The sequence below is a fragment of the Streptomyces sp. XM83C genome, from assembly GCF_023072675.1.
GTDB lineage: Bacteria > Actinomycetota > Actinomycetes > Streptomycetales > Streptomycetaceae > Streptomyces > Streptomyces thermocoprophilus.
In genome coordinates, this window is the sequence record NZ_JALLGL010000007.1 from 1 (window position 1) to 14,531 (window position 14,531).

Consider the following 14,531-nt stretch of genomic DNA (forward strand, 5'->3'; position numbering starts at 1 on the left):
GTTCATCGTTCGACTTGCATGTGTTAAGCACGCCGCCAGCGTTCGTCCTGAGCCAGGATCAAACTCTCCGTGAATGTTTACCGGTGATCCGGTTCGCACACACGAGAGCGGTGCGAGAGGAGGAATAATCCCCTCGCACACAGCGTCCTCGCTGTGTTTTTCAAAGGAACCTCGCCCCAGCAGAAGCTGGAGACGGGGTATCAACATATCTGGCGTTGACTTTTGGCACGCTGTTGAGTTCTCAAGGAACGGACGCTTCCTTCGTACTCACCCTCTCGGGCTTTCCTCCGGGCGCTTCCCTTCGGTCTTGCGTTTCCGACTCTATCAGATCTTTCCGATCCGATTTCCTCGGTGCTTTCCAGGTTCCCGCTCTCGCGTTTCCCTTTCCGGCGGTTCCGACTTTATCAGAAGTTTCGGGCCCTTTGACCGGCCGCCATTTCCGATGCCATCGGGAGGCTTCTGATGAGAGCGGCGCATCGGCACGCTTCTCGAAGCAGATAGATACTAGCTGATTGCGAACCAGACTCTGTCTGGTTCCAGGCAACTGTAAGAATCTACCTCCCCGAGAGGGCCGTGTCAACGGCTCTTCCGGGGCGAAGAAGAGATTAACAGCTCCCCGTGGGTGCTCGCACATCAGGCGGCCGTCGGCACGGCGGCGCTGCGCTCGGCAGCGTCCAGGTCGCCCGTGTCCCCGGCGCGAGCGGCACGTCCGCCCAGGACATAGACGTACGCGAGGAAGAGCAGCTCGGCGGCGACGCCGATGGTGATGCGGGCCCAGGTGGGCAGGCCGGACGGGGTCACGAACGCTTCGATGACTCCGGAGACGAACAGGACCAGGGCGAGGCCGATGGCCATGCCGATCGCGGCCCGCCCCTCCTCCGCCAGGGCGGCGCGGCGGGTCCGGGGGCCGGGGTCGATGACGGTCCAGCCGAGCCGGAGCCCGGTACCGGCGGCGACGAACACCGCCGTCAGTTCCAGGAGGCCGTGCGGTAGCAGCAGGCCCAGGAATGTGTCGAGGCGTCCGGCGGAGGACATCAGGCCGAGTCCCACGCCCACGTTCAGCATGTTCTGGAAGAGGATCCAGAGGACCGGAAGTCCGAGGAAGACGCCCAGGACCAGGCACATCGCGGCAGCTTGGGCGTTGTTGGTCCACACCTGCGCGGCGAAGGCGGCGGCCGGGTGGCTGGAGTAGTAACTCTCGTACTCCCCGCCAGGCTCGGTGAGCCGACGCAGGTCGCTGGGGGCGGCGATCGTCGACTGGACCTCGGGATGGGTGCCGATCCACCAGCCGAGGAGTGCCGCGACCAGGGTGGACAGCAGGGCGGTGGGGACCCACCAGCGGCGCGAGCGGTAGACCGCCGCGGGGAATCCGCGGGTCAGGAAGGCGGTGACGTCGCGCCATGAGGCGCGACGGGTGCCCGTGACCGCGCTACGCGCGCGTGCCAGGAGCTGACTGAGCCGGCCGCTCAACTCGGGATCCGGTGCGCTCGACTGGATCTGGGAGAGATGGGTGGCCGTGCGCTGATACAGGGCGACGAGTTCGTCGACCTCCGCGCCCGTGAGGCGGCGCTGCCGACGGAGCAGGGCGTCGAGGCGGTCCCATTCGGCTCGGTGGGCGGCGACGAAGACGTCGAGATCCATCGGTGGGCCTGCTCCTGCACTGTTCGTCGGCGGCTCGTCCGGGGTCAGCTTGTCGTACTGCGGCACGATGTGCTCTCAGCTTGGCAGACTGAGCGATCACCGGGCAGGTCAGGGAAGGACGACAGGGCGTGAACGAGCTGGTGACGGGGGAGGCGGTGGCACTCGAGCTGCGCCCCGCGAGGCTGCCCAGCAGGGCGCTCGCCGTGCTGATCGATCTGACGGTGGCGATGCTGGCGTACATCGCCGTGAGTGTGGGGCTGCTTCTGGCCACCGCGTCGCTGGACGAGGCCGCGCAGATCGCCGTGTCGATCGCGGCGTTCCTGCTGGTGCTGGTGGGCGGGCCGATCGTGGTGGAGACACTCAGTCATGGGCGGTCGCTCGGCAAGCTGGCGTGCGGGCTGCGGGTGGTGCGGGACGACGGCGGACCGATCCGGTTCCGGCACGCACTGGTGCGCGGGGCCGTCGGGGTGGTGGAGATCCTGGCGACCTTCGGGGTCGTCGCGTGTATCGCCTCGCTGGTGTCCGAGCGGGGGCGGCGGCTCGGTGACGTGTTCGCGGGCACGCTCGTCGTACGGGAGCGGGTGCCCACGGGGCGGGCCCATTTCCCGCCGCCGCCTCCGCCGTGGCTCGCCGGGCAGTTCGCCGGGGTCGATCTGTCGGCGGTGCCGGACGGTCTGTGGCTGGCGACGCGGCAGTATCTGACGCGGATGCACCAGCTGGATCCTCGGGTCGGCTGGGCGATGGCCGAGCGGCTCAGCGCTGATCTCACGGCGTACACCGGTGTTCCGGCACCGCAGGGCGTGCCGCCGGCCGCGTTTCTCGCCGCGCTGTTGCAGGAACGGCAGGCGCGGGAGGCGCGCCGGGCGTACGGGGCTCCTGTCGCGGGCGGGGTGGCGCCGGCTTCTGCCACGGCGCCTTCGCCGTACTCGACGACCCGGGCCTGGGAAGCCCCGGCTTCGGCGGCTCCTGCACCGACGCCCCCCGCATCGACGCTCCCTCAGCCGTCGGCCCCGCTCCCTGCGGATGCTCGGCCGGTCTGGGCGTCGCCCACGGCATCCGGCCTCGACGGCCCTTCGGCGGCCGAGCCGGTGACCGAGGCGTCCGACAGCTCAGGCGGGACCGGCAACTCGTCCGGAGCCAGTCGCTCCGGGTCAGTCGACGGGTCCGAAGCCTCCGGCACATCCGGCTCCGGCCGTGGCAGTGGCACCAGCACCGGCTTCGTGCCGCCGGCCTGACCACGACACGGTCCGCAGCAGGGTCGCTCAGTCGAAGCGTGACGGCGGTGACTCCAGGTCCTCCAGCTCGATTCCGGGCGCGGAGAGCACCACGTCTCCGGCGATGTGCACGGTGTGCTGCTCGCCCGTGTCCAGGGCTGTGACCTGGTATTCGTCCACGAGCAGGGGGCCGTTGTCAGTGGCGTGTGCTTCTCTGTCGACCAGGGCCCAGGACTGGTCGACGGTGCGGGGTGCCAGGACCGGTTCCGTGAAGGTGACCAGGCGTACGCGAGTGGCGGACGAGGAGGGGGTGAGGCGCAGAAGACGGGTGGTGGCGACGAGGAACGCCGGTGACGTGCCCGTGAAGGCGTGGGCGCGCACATTGCCTTCGGTCGCGTCGGTGCCGGCGGGGTCCGCGCGGACCCAGGTGACGCCGTCGAGGGCCGCGCCGCGTACCTGCCAGCCGCCCGCGTGGAGTTCGAGGCGGATGGGTCGGCCGAGGTCGTCGAGGGTGAGGTCGACGGAGCCGCTGTGCTCGCCCGTGGGGGTGGTCAGCTGCGAGACGTAGCGCCAGCCGGTGGGGCCGGGGGCGCACTGGAAGTGTTCTTCCGCGAGGGGGGTGTGATCGTGCGGATCGTGGAGCGAATAACGGCCGCGGGGCATGAGGGTCCTGGATCTTGACAGGCGGGTCCGGTCACCTCGGCGCTTCGGCGCTGCCGGGCCGACGGCGGGGCGGGGCCGATGCCAACGGGGCAGGCCCCCGGCACGGGGGTGCGGGGGCCTGTCTCGGAGGTGCCGTAGGAATTCGGGGCCTGCCGCCGGGGGCGCATCAGTGCCGGTGCGCGCCCGCGGCGGTCGGGCTTCGGGCTCCGCGGCGGTGACTCAGTAGCGGTAGTGGTCGGGCTTGTACGGCCCGTCCACGTCGACGCCGATGTACGCGGCCTGCTCCGGGCGCAGCTTGGTGAGCTTGACGCCGAGCGCGTCCAGGTGGAGGCGGGCGACCTTCTCGTCGAGGTGCTTGGGCAGCGTGTACACGCCGGTGGGGTAGGCGTCGGGCTTGGTGAACAGCTCGATCTGGGCCAGGGTCTGGTCCGCGAAGGAGTTGGACATCACGAACGACGGGTGGCCGGTGGCGTTGCCCAGGTTCAGCAGGCGGCCCTCGGAGAGGATGATGATCTTCTTGCCGTCGGGGAAGGTCCAGGTGTGGACCTGCGGCTTGATCTCGTCCTTGACGATGCCGGGGACCTTGGCGAGGCCGGCCATGTCGATCTCGTTGTCGAAGTGGCCGATGTTGCCGACGATGGCCTGGTGCTTCATCTTGGCCATGTCGCTGGCCATGATGATGTCCCGGTTACCGGTCGTGGTGATGAAGATGTCGGCCGTCTCGACGACCTCGTCGAGGGTCGTGACCTGGTAGCCGTCCATCGCGGCCTGCAGGGCGCAGATCGGGTCGATCTCGGTGACGATGACGCGCGCGCCCTGGCCGCGCAGGGACTCCGCGCAGCCCTTGCCGACGTCGCCGTAGCCGCAGACGACCGCGGTCTTGCCGCCGATCAGGGTGTCGGTGGCGCGGTTGATGCCGTCGACGAGGGAGTGGCGGCAGCCGTACTTGTTGTCGAACTTCGACTTGGTGACGGCGTCGTTGACGTTGATCGCCGGGAACAGGAGGGTGCCTTCGCGCTGCATCTCGTACAGGCGGTGCACGCCGGTCGTGGTCTCCTCGGTCACGCCGCGGATCTCGGACGCGAGCTGGGTCCACTTCTGGGGGCTCTCGGCCAGGGTGCGGGTGAGGAGTTCGAGGATGACGCGGTGCTCGTCGGACTCGGCGGTGTCGGGCGAGGGGACCTTGCCGTCCTTCTCGTACTCGACGCCCTTGTGGACGAGGAGGGTGGCGTCACCGCCGTCGTCCAGGATCATGTTCGGACCGCCGGTGGGGGTGTTCGGCCAGGTCAGAGCCTGCTCCGTGCACCACCAGTACTCCTCCAGGGTCTCGCCCTTCCAGGCGAAGACCGGGACGCCCTGCGGGTTGTCGGGCGTGCCGTTCGGGCCGACGGCAATCGCGGCGGCGGCGTGGTCCTGGGTGGAGAAGATGTTGCAGGACGCCCAGCGGACCTGAGCGCCGAGGGCGACCAGCGTCTCGATCAGCACGGCGGTCTGCACGGTCATGTGCAGGGAACCGGTGATGCGGGCGCCCTTGAGGGGCTGCGCCTCGGCGTACTCCTTGCGGATCGCCATCAGGCCCGGCATCTCGTGCTCGGCGAGGGTGATCTCCTTGCGGCCGAACTCGGCCAGGGAGAGGTCGGCGACCTTGAAGTCCTGTCGGTTGTCGACAGTCGTCATTACGAGCTGCTCCTCGGGGTTGGGTCGAGGTGGGTTCGGCTGGTCTGCGCGGCGGCGGACACAGGGGTGCCCGAAGGAGGACACAGGCATGCCCACGTACGCGCAGCGCAGTCCGTCGGAGGCCCTCTCTCCCTCGGCCGGTCCGCGGTGGGACCGCCCGACCGCCATCAGCAGCGACGTCTGGCTCCCTCCCAAGCTACACCGGCGGAGCGTGCCGTCCCCAGTCCGCCTCCGAATACATCACGCCGATTGCGGCGGTCGCGGAGGTGACGGCGGGTGGGGCACGGTGCGGCGTCGGGCGGACCTACAGGCCGCTGGGGGCGCGTGCGGTACGGGGAGGGCGAGAGGTCGTGGAGCTGTGAGGGATGGGTGTGCGTCTCTATGCGCCGACCGGGTGGTCCGGCAGGATGCGGGGAGGTCGGAGCGGCCGTGCGGCGCGTGCCGTGGCGGCGCGTCCGGCGTGTGCTGCGGGGCGCCCGGGACGGCGGCCCGTGTGACGTACGGCGTTAGGAGATCGACGTGACCAGTCCGGCCGGCCCTCCCCCCACGGGCAGCAGCGGCGACACCGGGAAGCGGCTGAAACTGCTCGCCGTGACCGCGTGCCCCACCGGCATCGCGCACACGTACATGGCGGCGGAGAAGCTCCAGCAGGCCGCGGAGAGCCGTGGCATAGAGATGAAGGTGGAGACACAGGGCTCGATCGGGGCCGAGAACGTCCTCGATGACAACGATGTCAGCACGGCGGACGGTGTGATCGTCGCCGCCGACAAGGACGTGGACCTGAGCCGCTTCGTGGGCAAGCGGGTGCTGAAGGTCGGTGTCGCCGAGGGCATCCACCATCCCGAACGGCTGATCGAGCAGGTGCGGTCGGCGCCCGTCCACACGGGTGCCGCGACCGCGTCGGCGACGAGCGGCAGGGAGCGCAGCGTCACGTACAAGGCGCTGATGAACGGGGTCAGCTACATGATCCCGTTCGTGGTGGTCGGCGGGCTGCTGATCGCGATCTCGCTGTCGCTCGGCGGGCACACCGACCCGTCGGGCGGCCTCGTCATCCCGGAGGACTCCTTCTGGATGGACGTGAACAACATCGGCGTCATCGGCTTCACGCTGATGGTCCCGATCCTGTCCGGCTATATCGCCTACGCCATCGGCGACCGTCCGGCGCTGGTGCCCGGCATGATCGGCGGCTGGATCGCGAACACGGGAGCGTTGTACGACTCGAAGGCCGGCGCCGGATTCATCGGGGCGATCGTGACCGGCTTCTGTGCCGGATACCTGGTGCTGGGCATCAAGAAGGTCCGGGTGCCGAAGTTCGTGCAGCCGATCATGCCGATCATCGTGATCCCGATCGTGGCGACGACGGCGCTCGGGCTGTTCTTCATCTACGTCGTCGGCCGACCGATCTCCTGGGTGTTCGAGCATCTGACCGACTGGCTCAGCGGCATGACCGGCACCAGCGCGGTGCTGCTCGGTGCGCTCCTCGGGCTGATGATCGCGTTCGACATGGGCGGGCCGGTCAACAAGACCGCCTTCCTGTTCGGTGCCGGGCTCATCGCGAGCGGCAACCAGACGGTGATGGGCATGTGCGCGGCGGCCATCCCGGTGATGCCGCTCGGCCAGGGCCTGGCCACGCTCGTCCGCAAGCGGCTGTACTCCGAGCAGGAGCGGGAGACCGGCCTCGCCGCCCTGTTCATGGGCTGCTTCGGCATCTCCGAGGGTGCGATCCCGTTCGCGGCGGCGCGTCCCGCGCAGGTCATCCCGGCGAACATGCTGGGCGGCGCGGTCGCCGGTGCTGTCGCCGGGCTGGCCGGGGTGGAGGACGCGGTGCCGCACGGCGGGCCGATCGTGGCCGTGCTGGGCGCGGTGAGCGGTGTGCCGATGTTCTTCGTCGCCGTGGTGATCGGGTCGGTGGTGACGGCGCTGACGACCGTGGCTCTCGTCGAGGTGCGTGAGCGCGGCCGGGGCCGGGCCGGCGCGGTGACGGCGCCGACCGCCGAGGCGCCCGGCGGTCGGGAGACCGTGCCGGTCGGGGTCGGTGCCGGGGCGGGGCCGGCCGATGCCGTGGTGACACGGGGAGCGGCAGCGGCGGTGGCCGACGGGGCGGATGCCGCCCGGGCGGGGGCCCGCGAGGTGACGGCCGCGGATGACACCCCCGACAACGATGTCCTGTCCGGGATCCTCACCGAGCGGACCGTCCGGGTCCGGCTGGCTGCCGCCGACAAGGAGGCGGCGATACGGGAGATGGCGGAGCTGCTGGCGCGCAGCGGTCGGGTCGCGGACGTCGAGGAGCTGGTGCGGACGGCACTGCGCCGCGAGGAGCAGGGCACGACCGGCCTGGGCGAGGAGATCGCGATCCCCCACGCCAAGACCGACGCGGTCACCGCGCCTGTGGTCGGATTCGCCCGCTCCGACGCGGGCGTCGAGTGGGGCTCCCTGGACGGTACGAAGGCGCGGCTGGTGTTCATGATCGCCGTACCGGAGGCGGCGGCCGGGGATGAGCACCTGCGGATTCTGGCGCTGCTGTCCCGGAAACTGATGGACACCGGTTTCCGGCGACGCCTGCTGGAGGCAGCTGACGAGGCCGCGGCGCTGGCTGTGCTGCACGACGAGGTCGGGTAGCCGCCGACGGGCCTGGGGGCGGGGCCCGTCGCCGGTTCCGGGGCCCGTTCCGGGCGCCGGTTCCGGGCGCGGGTTCCGGGGCCGGTTCCGGGCATGGCTTTCAGGCGCCGGTGCCGGGCGCTCACGGGCGCTGGTGCACGTCGCCCGGGGCGTGACGGCCGGGCCCTCGCCGGTGGGACCGGGGACAGTTGCCGGTGGGCGACAGCCCATCGTCCTGCGGTCGGCTGATCGGGGTCCACCGCCCTCATCCCCTCCCCCCCGCCCCTTTGCCCTTGCCCGGTACAGGGCGCAGGAGTGGCGGGCGGTGACCGAAGGGGCGGAGGCTGGGGGTCCGCGGCCGTCTCGCGCGTACGGCCGTCCGCGCCGGGGCCACGGGCGGCCGTACCGGGGCCGTCGACGGCTGCGCCCAGGGTCACGGACCGCCGTGGCAAGGCCGTCGGCGTTCGTGCCCAGGCCACCGGCGGCTACGCCGGGGCCACCGACGGTTGCGCCCTGGGGCCACGGACCGCGCCGCCGACGGCTGCGTCAGGGCCACGGACGGCCGCAGCCGTCGGCGTTCGCGCCGAGGACACCGACGGCCGTGCCAGGGCCGTCGACGGCTGTGCCCGGTCTTCCGGTGTCCGCACTCCCGCTGCCGCCGGTCGCCGGCCCCGGATGCCGGATCAGTGGCCGGCCGGGTGCGGGGTCGGGCCGCCGGGGGTGGCCTCGGGGTCGGGGCCCTTGGCGGCTTCGGCCTCGCTGTAGATGTCGGGTTCCAGGTAGATCACGCGGGCGATCGGCACGGCCTCGCGGATGCGGGTCTCGGCGGCGTCGATGGCGGAGGCGACCTCGGCGGCCGTGTCGTCGTGCTGTACGGCGATCTTGGCGGCGACCAGCAGCTCCTCGGGGCCGAGGTGGAGCGTGCGCATGTGGATGACGCCGGTGACGGTGTCGCCGTCGACGATCGCGGCCTCGATCTTCTTGACCTCCTCGACGCCGGCGGACTCGCCGAGCAGCAGCGACTTGGTCTCGGCGGCCAGCACGAGCGCGATGGCGACGAGCAGGACACCGATGCAGACGGTGCCGATGCCGTCCCACACACCGTCACCGGTGAGCAGGGCGATGCCGACACCGCCGAGGGCGAGGACGAGACCGATCAGGGCGCCGAAGTCCTCCAGGAGGACGACGGGCAGCTCGGGGGCCTTGGCGCGGCGGACGAACTCCTTCCAGGAGAGCTTGCCGCGCAGTTCGTTGGACTCCTTGATGGCCGTGCGGAAGGAGAAGCCCTCGGCGATGATCGCGAAGACGAGGACGCCGACCGGCCAGTACCAGTGCTCGACCTCGTGGGGGTGCTTGATCTTCTCGTAGCCCTCGTAGATGGCGAACATGCCACCGACGGAGAAGAGCACGATGGAGACGAGGAAGGCGTAGATGTAGCGTTCGCGGCCGTATCCGAAGGGGTGCTGGGGGGTCGCCTCGCGCTGGGCCTTCTTGCCGCCGATCAGCAGCAGGAACTGGTTTCCGGAGTCGGCGAGCGAGTGCACGCCCTCGGCGAGCATCGACGACGAGCCGCTGAACGCGAACGCCACGAACTTCGATGCCGCGATCGCGAGGTTGGCGCCGAGTGCCGCCACGATCGCCTTGGTGCCGCCTGACGCGCTCATTGTCGCGTAGTCCCTTCGCCTTCGATTCGCCGTGTCTCCGCCGCGGGCCGGGCCCGGCGCCGCACTGCTTTGCCCGGGCTTTGCCGGTGGGTCATTCTTGCAGCCCACCCGGCCGAGCCGCGTCAGGTGTCCACAGGGCCGGTCATACGATCACAGTGGCGCGGAAGAGGGTGCCGCTGCCGGAGACTTCGGCGGGCTCACCGGCCGGTACGAAGACCGACTGGCCGGGGGTCAGCCGGTGCTCGCCCGCCCGTACGGTGCCCTCGGTGCACAGCAGGATCTGCGCGGTGGTCCGGGTGAGGTCGTGGGCGGCGCCGCCGGCGGGAAGGACGTACCGGGAGAGCCGGAACTCGTCGGTGGGCGTCTCGTAGACCTCCTCCCCGTCGGGGGACGCCTCGGGGCGCAGCACTCCGGGATCGGCGGCCTCGAACCGTACGACCCGCAGCAGTTCGGGTACGTCGATGTGTTTGGGGGTCAGTCCGCAGCGCAGGACGTTGTCGGAGTTGGCCATGATCTCCACGCCGAGCCCGCTGAGGTAGGCGTGCGGGACGCCCGCGCCGAGGAAGAGGGCCTCGCCGGGCTGGAGCCGGACGTGGTTGAGCAGGAGCGCGGCGAGGACGCCCGGGTCGCCGGGGTGGTGGTGGGCGAGTGTGGCGTAGGGCGTGTAGTCGCCGCCGAGGCGGTCGCAGGCGGCGGCGGTCTCGGTGACGGTGTGGGCGATGTCCGTACGGTCGGCGGCGAGGATCGCGGTGAGGACCTCGCGGAGGGCGGCGTCCTCCGGGTGGGCGTGCAGCAGGTCGACGTACGGCTTGAGGGAGTCGATGCCGAGGCCGTCGAGGAGGTCCGCGGTGTGCGTGGGCTCGCGGAAGCCGCACAGCCCGTCGAACTCGGTGAGCGCGCAGATCAGCTCGGGCTTGTGGTTGGCGTCCTTGTAGTTGCGGTGCGGGGCGTCCACGGGGATGCCGCGGGCCTCCTCGTCGGCGTGGCCCTGCCGGGCCTGGTCCCGGTCGGGGTGGACCTGGAGGGAGAGCGGTGCGCCCGCGGCGAGGATCTTGAACAGGAACGGCAGCGCGGGCCCGAACCGGGCGACCGCGGCGGCGCCGAGTTCGCGCTCCGGGTCGGCCGCGATGACCTCGGTGAGCGTGCCGCGCGCGGTGCGCGAGGGCGCGCCGGGGTGCGCGCCCATCCACATCTCCGCCTGCGGCCGGCCGTCCGGCTCGACGCCGAGCAGCCGAGGGATCGCGGTGGTGGAGCCCCAGGCGTAGGGGCGGATGGTGTTGTCGAGGCGGTCCATGGGCTCCTCTGCGGCGGTCGTGGGGCCGGTCGGCGCCAGATCAGCTCCGTGAGGCGAGCGCCAGATAAACGGCGGCGAAATCCGTGATGGCGATCAGCTCGGCGAGCGTCTCCAGTTCACCGCCGGGCTCCGGCTCCAGTTCGCTCATCGGCGTTTCATGGCTGAGGGCGAGTTCGCGGGCTGCGGGGGCGGCTGTGAGGCCGCCGAGGGGACGGTCCCGCAGCAGCACCACGCGCGCGTGCAGCGCGGGAGGCTCCTCCACGCGGTCGCGGAAGAAGTCGTCGGGGTCGGCGCTGGCGGCGAGCCGTCCGGCGAGCAGGGCGCTGTGCGCGGCGAGCGCCTCGGGCAGCTCGGCGACGACGGCCGGGGTGCCGGACAGTTCGGCAAGCGCGGCGGCGAACCGGCGGCCGGCCGGGCCGGCCGAGGTGCCCTCGGTCCAGATCAGCGGCAGGGCGTCGGACAGCTCGGAGGCGAGGGTCTTGGCCGGGTTGCTGTAGGTGGCGATGGCCGGCCCGCAGCGTTCGGCGACCTGGTCGAGCCGGTCGGCGACCTTCTGCAACGCGTCGGGCGGTGCGGTGAGCAGGCCGACGCGGTCCAGCAGGGCCAGCAACGGGGTGAGCAGCGCCCACAGGACGCCCGGGGCGGACGCGGCGAGCGGTTCGTCGTGCTCGTACGGGGCGGTGGCGAGCGGTACGAACAGTCCGTGGGCGCCGGCCACGGCCTCGGCGAGAGGGGTGTTCGGGGGTGCCACGGCCGCGACGCTGACGCCCCGGCGGTAGGCCTGCTCGGCGAGGAGCGACAGGGACGGCTCGGTGCCGTCGGGGGTGGTGATCAGCAGCAGGTCGACGGAGCCGGCCCAGCCGGGGAGTTCCCAGCGCAGGGCGCCGGCGGCGGGGGCGACACCGGTGGGAGCCAGGCGGATGACGGGGCTGCCGGCGCCGGCGAGGGTGCCGAGCAGATCGGCGGCGCAGGTGGCGGCGGCGCCGGGGCCGGCGATGAGGACGGCGCGGGGGCGGCCGTCGGGCTTGAGGTCGTGGACACCGGCCTCGGCGGCGTGCCGGGCGGCGGTGCGGACGCGGGCGCCGGCCTCGGCGGCGCCGCGCAGCAGGGCGCGGCGGTCGGCCTCGGCCAGGGCCTCCGGCGTGTCGAGCAGCGATTCGTCGAGCATGGTCGGCAGTCTCCGATCGCCGGGGTCGTCGGGGGGCTGATGCCGGGTGCGGGCCGCCGTACGGCCCGTCGAGGGGGTGCGGGCCGGGGCCCGCCGGGCGCCGTGCGCCCCGGCGGGGGGCGCTGGCGCCGTCGCGTCCGGGGTGACCGCCGGAGGTCCGCAGGCGCCGTACCGCTGTCGTTGCCGTACCGGCGCCACAGCCACCACAGCGCTGCGGCCGTCACCGCGCCCCGGTCGCCCTGGGCTCGTCGGGCGCCCACGGGCGCCGTACGCCCGCCGTCAGGTCACGGGCCGGGGCGGCGTGTCCGGTCGTCGTCGCCGCCGGGCCGGGTCACTGCGGGCGGCGGGCCTCGTCGACGAGGAGGACGGGGATGCCGTCACGCACCGGATACGCGAGGCCGCAGTCCTGGCCGGTGCAGACCAGCTCGGTGTCCTGCTCCTTGAGCGGGGCGTGGCAGGCCGGGCAGGCGAGGATCTCCAGGAGGCCGGCTTCGAGCGGCATGGGATGTCCCTTCGGGGCAGATGCGGGGCTGTGCGGTTGTGCCTGGTCAGCGTACCGCCGGTGGGGGCGGACGGGGTGGCGGGCGCCGGGCGGGCCGGGCCCGCGTCCCGGTCAGCCGCGGATGATCGCCAGGGCCTCGTCGCGCACCTTGGCCATCAGCGTCTCGTCCTTCGCCTCGGCGTTCAGCCGCAGCAGGGGCTCGGTGTTGGACGGGCGCACGTTGAACCACCAGTCGGCGGAGCTGACCGTGAGGCCGTCCAGCTCGTCCAGCGTGACGCCGGGCCGGCCGGTGTACGCGGCGCGGATCGCGGCGATACGGGCGGCCTGGTCGTCGACGGTGGAGTTGATCTCGCCGGAGCCAGCGTAACGGTCGTACTGCGCGACCAGCGCGGACAGCGGGCCGTCCTGCCCACCGAGGGCGGCGAGGACGTGCAGGGCGGCCAGCATGCCGGTGTCGGCGTTCCAGAAGTCCTTGAAGTAGTAGTGCGCGGAGTGCTCACCGCCGAAGATCGCACCGGAGCGGGCCATCTCCGCCTTGATGAAGGAGTGGCCGACACGGGTGCGCACCGGCGTGCCGCCGTTCTCCGTCACCACCTCGGGGACGGTCCGGGACGTGATCAGGTTGTGGATGATCGTGCCCTTGCCGCCGTTGCGGGCGAGTTCGCGGGCGGCGACGAGCGCGGTGATCGCGGACGGCGAGACGGGGTCGCCGTGCTCGTCGACGGCGAAGCAGCGGTCGGCGTCGCCGTCGAAGGCCAGGCCCAGGTCGGCGCCCTCCTCGCGGACCCGCTGCTGCAGGTCGACGAGGTTGGCCGGGTCGAGCGGGTTGGCCTCGTGGTTCGGGAAGGTGCCGTCCAGTTCGAAGTACATCGGCACCAGCTCGACGGGCAGGCCGGCCAGGACCGTGGGGACGGTGTGACCGCCCATGCCGTTGCCCGCGTCGACGACGACCTTCAGGGGCCGGAGGGAGGTCAGGTCGACGAGGGACCGCAGATGGGCCGCGTACTCCTGCAACGTCTCGCGCCGCCCCACGGTTCCCGGCGTCGCCGCGGGCTGCGGCGCGCCCGACTCGCTCCACCGCTCGACCAGCGCGCGGATCTCGGCGAGACCGGTGTCCTGGCCGACGGGCGCGGCACCGGCTCGGCACAGCTTGATGCCGTTGTACTGCGCCGGGTTGTGCGAGGCGGTGAACATGGCACCGGGCATGTCCAGCGCGCCGGACGCGTAGTACAACTGGTCGGTCGAGCACAGCCCGATCTCGGTCACGTCGACACCGCGTGCGGCGGCGCCCCGCGCGAAAGCGCTCGCCAGCGCGGGGGACGAGGGACGCATGTCGTGGCCGATGACGATCGCGCTCGCGCCGGTCACCTCGGCGAAGGCCGCGCCGAACAGCTCGGACAACGACTCGTCCCACTGGTCCGGGACCACACCGCGTACGTCGTACGCCTTCACGATCTGCGACAGATCAGCAGCCACGGCCAACCCTTCTGAAACGTCCTGTCGGTCCCCACAAACTACCTGGCGGGCCGGACCGCGTCGCCGGGACGATCAGTTGTCGGGAGAACGCAGCACCCGCAGATGGCCGCGCCGGGCGACCTCCATCGGGTCGGCGCTGCGCGCCCCGCCGGCCTCCGCGGCACGCTCCTGCGGGCGGGCCGCCTCACGGACCGCGTTGGCAAGCGCTTCCAGATCGTCCCCGCTGGGCCGTGCCGGAGCGTTTCCGTCGAGGAGGCGTACGACCTCCCAGCCGCGCGGCGCGGTCAGGCGCTCGGAGTGCTCGGCGCACAGGTCGTAGCAGTGGGGTTCGGCGTAGGTGGCGAGCGGGCCGAGGACCGCGGTCGAGTCGGCGTAGACGTACGTCAGCGTCGCGACGGCGGGTCGGCCGCAAGCGGTTCGCGAACAGCGACGTACAGGGCTCACGACGTTGGACGGTACCGCACTCTTGAGCGGGCCGCGACGACTCTCCACCAGGTCACCCCACCGTGTCGTGCTGTGAAACGCCCCACATGACTCCCCTGTCATACCCCGCTGACCTGCGCCGACACCAGTTTCCACGGGCATGGACCGCTCAACTTGGGGTCATCACTCGGTACAAACACCGCCAATCGCC

General features: G+C 71.8%; 11 protein-coding genes and 1 rRNA gene. 2 read left to right on the forward strand and 10 right to left on the reverse strand.

Annotation, left to right across the window (positions count from 1 at the left end; all coding sequences use genetic code 11):
• Positions 1–74 (reverse strand): 16S ribosomal RNA (locus tag MTQ10_RS01860); the annotation flags it as partial.
• 559 nt (positions 75–633) lie between these two features.
• Entirely contained in the window at positions 634–1,641 is a 1,008-nt protein-coding gene (locus MTQ10_RS01865; RefSeq protein ID WP_247461490.1) for a stage II sporulation protein M, read from the reverse strand.
• A gap of 128 nt (positions 1,642–1,769) precedes the next feature.
• Between MTQ10_RS01865 and MTQ10_RS01870 the strand changes: the two genes are divergently transcribed.
• Positions 1,770–2,876 (forward strand): RDD family protein, encoded by a 1,107-nt coding sequence (locus MTQ10_RS01870; protein WP_247461492.1) that lies wholly within the window; start codon positions 1,770–1,772, stop codon positions 2,874–2,876.
• Between the two features lie 27 nt (positions 2,877–2,903).
• Here MTQ10_RS01870 and MTQ10_RS01875 read toward each other — a convergent pair whose 3' ends face one another.
• Both MTQ10_RS01875 and ahcY read right to left on the reverse strand, forming a co-directional pair.
• Positions 2,904–3,518 carry a hypothetical protein gene (locus tag MTQ10_RS01875; RefSeq protein WP_247461493.1) on the reverse strand — a complete coding sequence of 205 codons (615 nt, stop codon included), beginning with the start codon at positions 3,516–3,518 and terminating at the stop codon, positions 2,904–2,906.
• Between the two features lie 219 nt (positions 3,519–3,737).
• Positions 3,738–5,195, reverse strand: a complete 1,458-nt coding sequence (gene ahcY, locus MTQ10_RS01880; protein ID WP_247461495.1) for an adenosylhomocysteinase — start codon at positions 5,193–5,195, stop codon at positions 3,738–3,740.
• Positions 5,196–5,714: 519 nt separating this feature from the next.
• Between ahcY and MTQ10_RS01885 the strand changes: the two genes are divergently transcribed.
• Positions 5,715–7,814 (forward strand): fructose-specific PTS transporter subunit EIIC, encoded by a 2,100-nt coding sequence (locus MTQ10_RS01885; protein ID WP_308404530.1) that lies wholly within the window; start codon positions 5,715–5,717, stop codon positions 7,812–7,814.
• A gap of 662 nt (positions 7,815–8,476) precedes the next feature.
• On the opposite strand, the gene MTQ10_RS01890 is transcribed toward MTQ10_RS01885, so the two are convergent.
• From MTQ10_RS01890 to MTQ10_RS01915, 6 genes are all read right to left on the reverse strand, one after another.
• Positions 8,477–9,457 carry a cation diffusion facilitator family transporter gene (locus MTQ10_RS01890; RefSeq protein ID WP_247461496.1) on the reverse strand — a complete coding sequence of 327 codons (981 nt, stop codon included), beginning with the start codon at positions 9,455–9,457 and terminating at the stop codon, positions 8,477–8,479.
• Between the two features lie 142 nt (positions 9,458–9,599).
• Positions 9,600–10,751, reverse strand: coding sequence for a mannose-6-phosphate isomerase, class I (gene manA / locus MTQ10_RS01895; RefSeq protein ID WP_247461498.1), 1,152 nt, complete (start codon positions 10,749–10,751; stop codon positions 9,600–9,602).
• Positions 10,752–10,791: 40 nt separating this feature from the next.
• Positions 10,792–11,919, reverse strand: a complete 1,128-nt coding sequence (locus MTQ10_RS01900; RefSeq protein ID WP_247461500.1) for an SIS domain-containing protein — start codon at positions 11,917–11,919, stop codon at positions 10,792–10,794.
• A gap of 331 nt (positions 11,920–12,250) precedes the next feature.
• Positions 12,251–12,421 (reverse strand): Trm112 family protein, encoded by a 171-nt coding sequence (locus MTQ10_RS01905; protein WP_247461501.1) that lies wholly within the window; start codon positions 12,419–12,421, stop codon positions 12,251–12,253.
• A 111-nt stretch (positions 12,422–12,532) separates the two neighbouring features.
• A complete protein-coding gene (locus tag MTQ10_RS01910; protein ID WP_247461503.1) occupies positions 12,533–13,897 on the reverse strand; it encodes a phosphomannomutase/phosphoglucomutase in 1,365 nt (454 codons plus the stop codon).
• Between the two features lie 72 nt (positions 13,898–13,969).
• Positions 13,970–14,389: a DUF3499 domain-containing protein gene (locus MTQ10_RS01915; protein WP_247461505.1), complete on the reverse strand. Its 420-nt coding sequence runs from the start codon at positions 14,387–14,389 to the stop codon at positions 13,970–13,972.
• Positions 14,390–14,531 lie beyond the last annotated feature (142 nt).

Bases quoted from the DNA above. Each gene is read 5' to 3' on its own strand.
- MTQ10_RS01865 (WP_247461490.1), bottom strand. From the start codon at position 1,641: ATGGATCTCGACGTCTTCGTCGCCGCCCACCGAGCCGAATGGGACCGC.
- MTQ10_RS01875 (WP_247461493.1), bottom strand. From the start codon at position 3,518: ATGCCCCGCGGCCGTTATTCGCTCCACGATCCGCACGATCACACCCCC.
- ahcY (WP_247461495.1), bottom strand. From the start codon at position 5,195: ATGACGACTGTCGACAACCGACAGGACTTCAAGGTCGCCGACCTCTCC.
- MTQ10_RS01890 (WP_247461496.1), bottom strand. From the start codon at position 9,457: ATGAGCGCGTCAGGCGGCACCAAGGCGATCGTGGCGGCACTCGGCGCC.
- manA (WP_247461498.1), bottom strand. From the start codon at position 10,751: ATGGACCGCCTCGACAACACCATCCGCCCCTACGCCTGGGGCTCCACC.
- MTQ10_RS01900 (WP_247461500.1), bottom strand. From the start codon at position 11,919: ATGCTCGACGAATCGCTGCTCGACACGCCGGAGGCCCTGGCCGAGGCC.
- MTQ10_RS01905 (WP_247461501.1), bottom strand. From the start codon at position 12,421: ATGCCGCTCGAAGCCGGCCTCCTGGAGATCCTCGCCTGCCCGGCCTGC.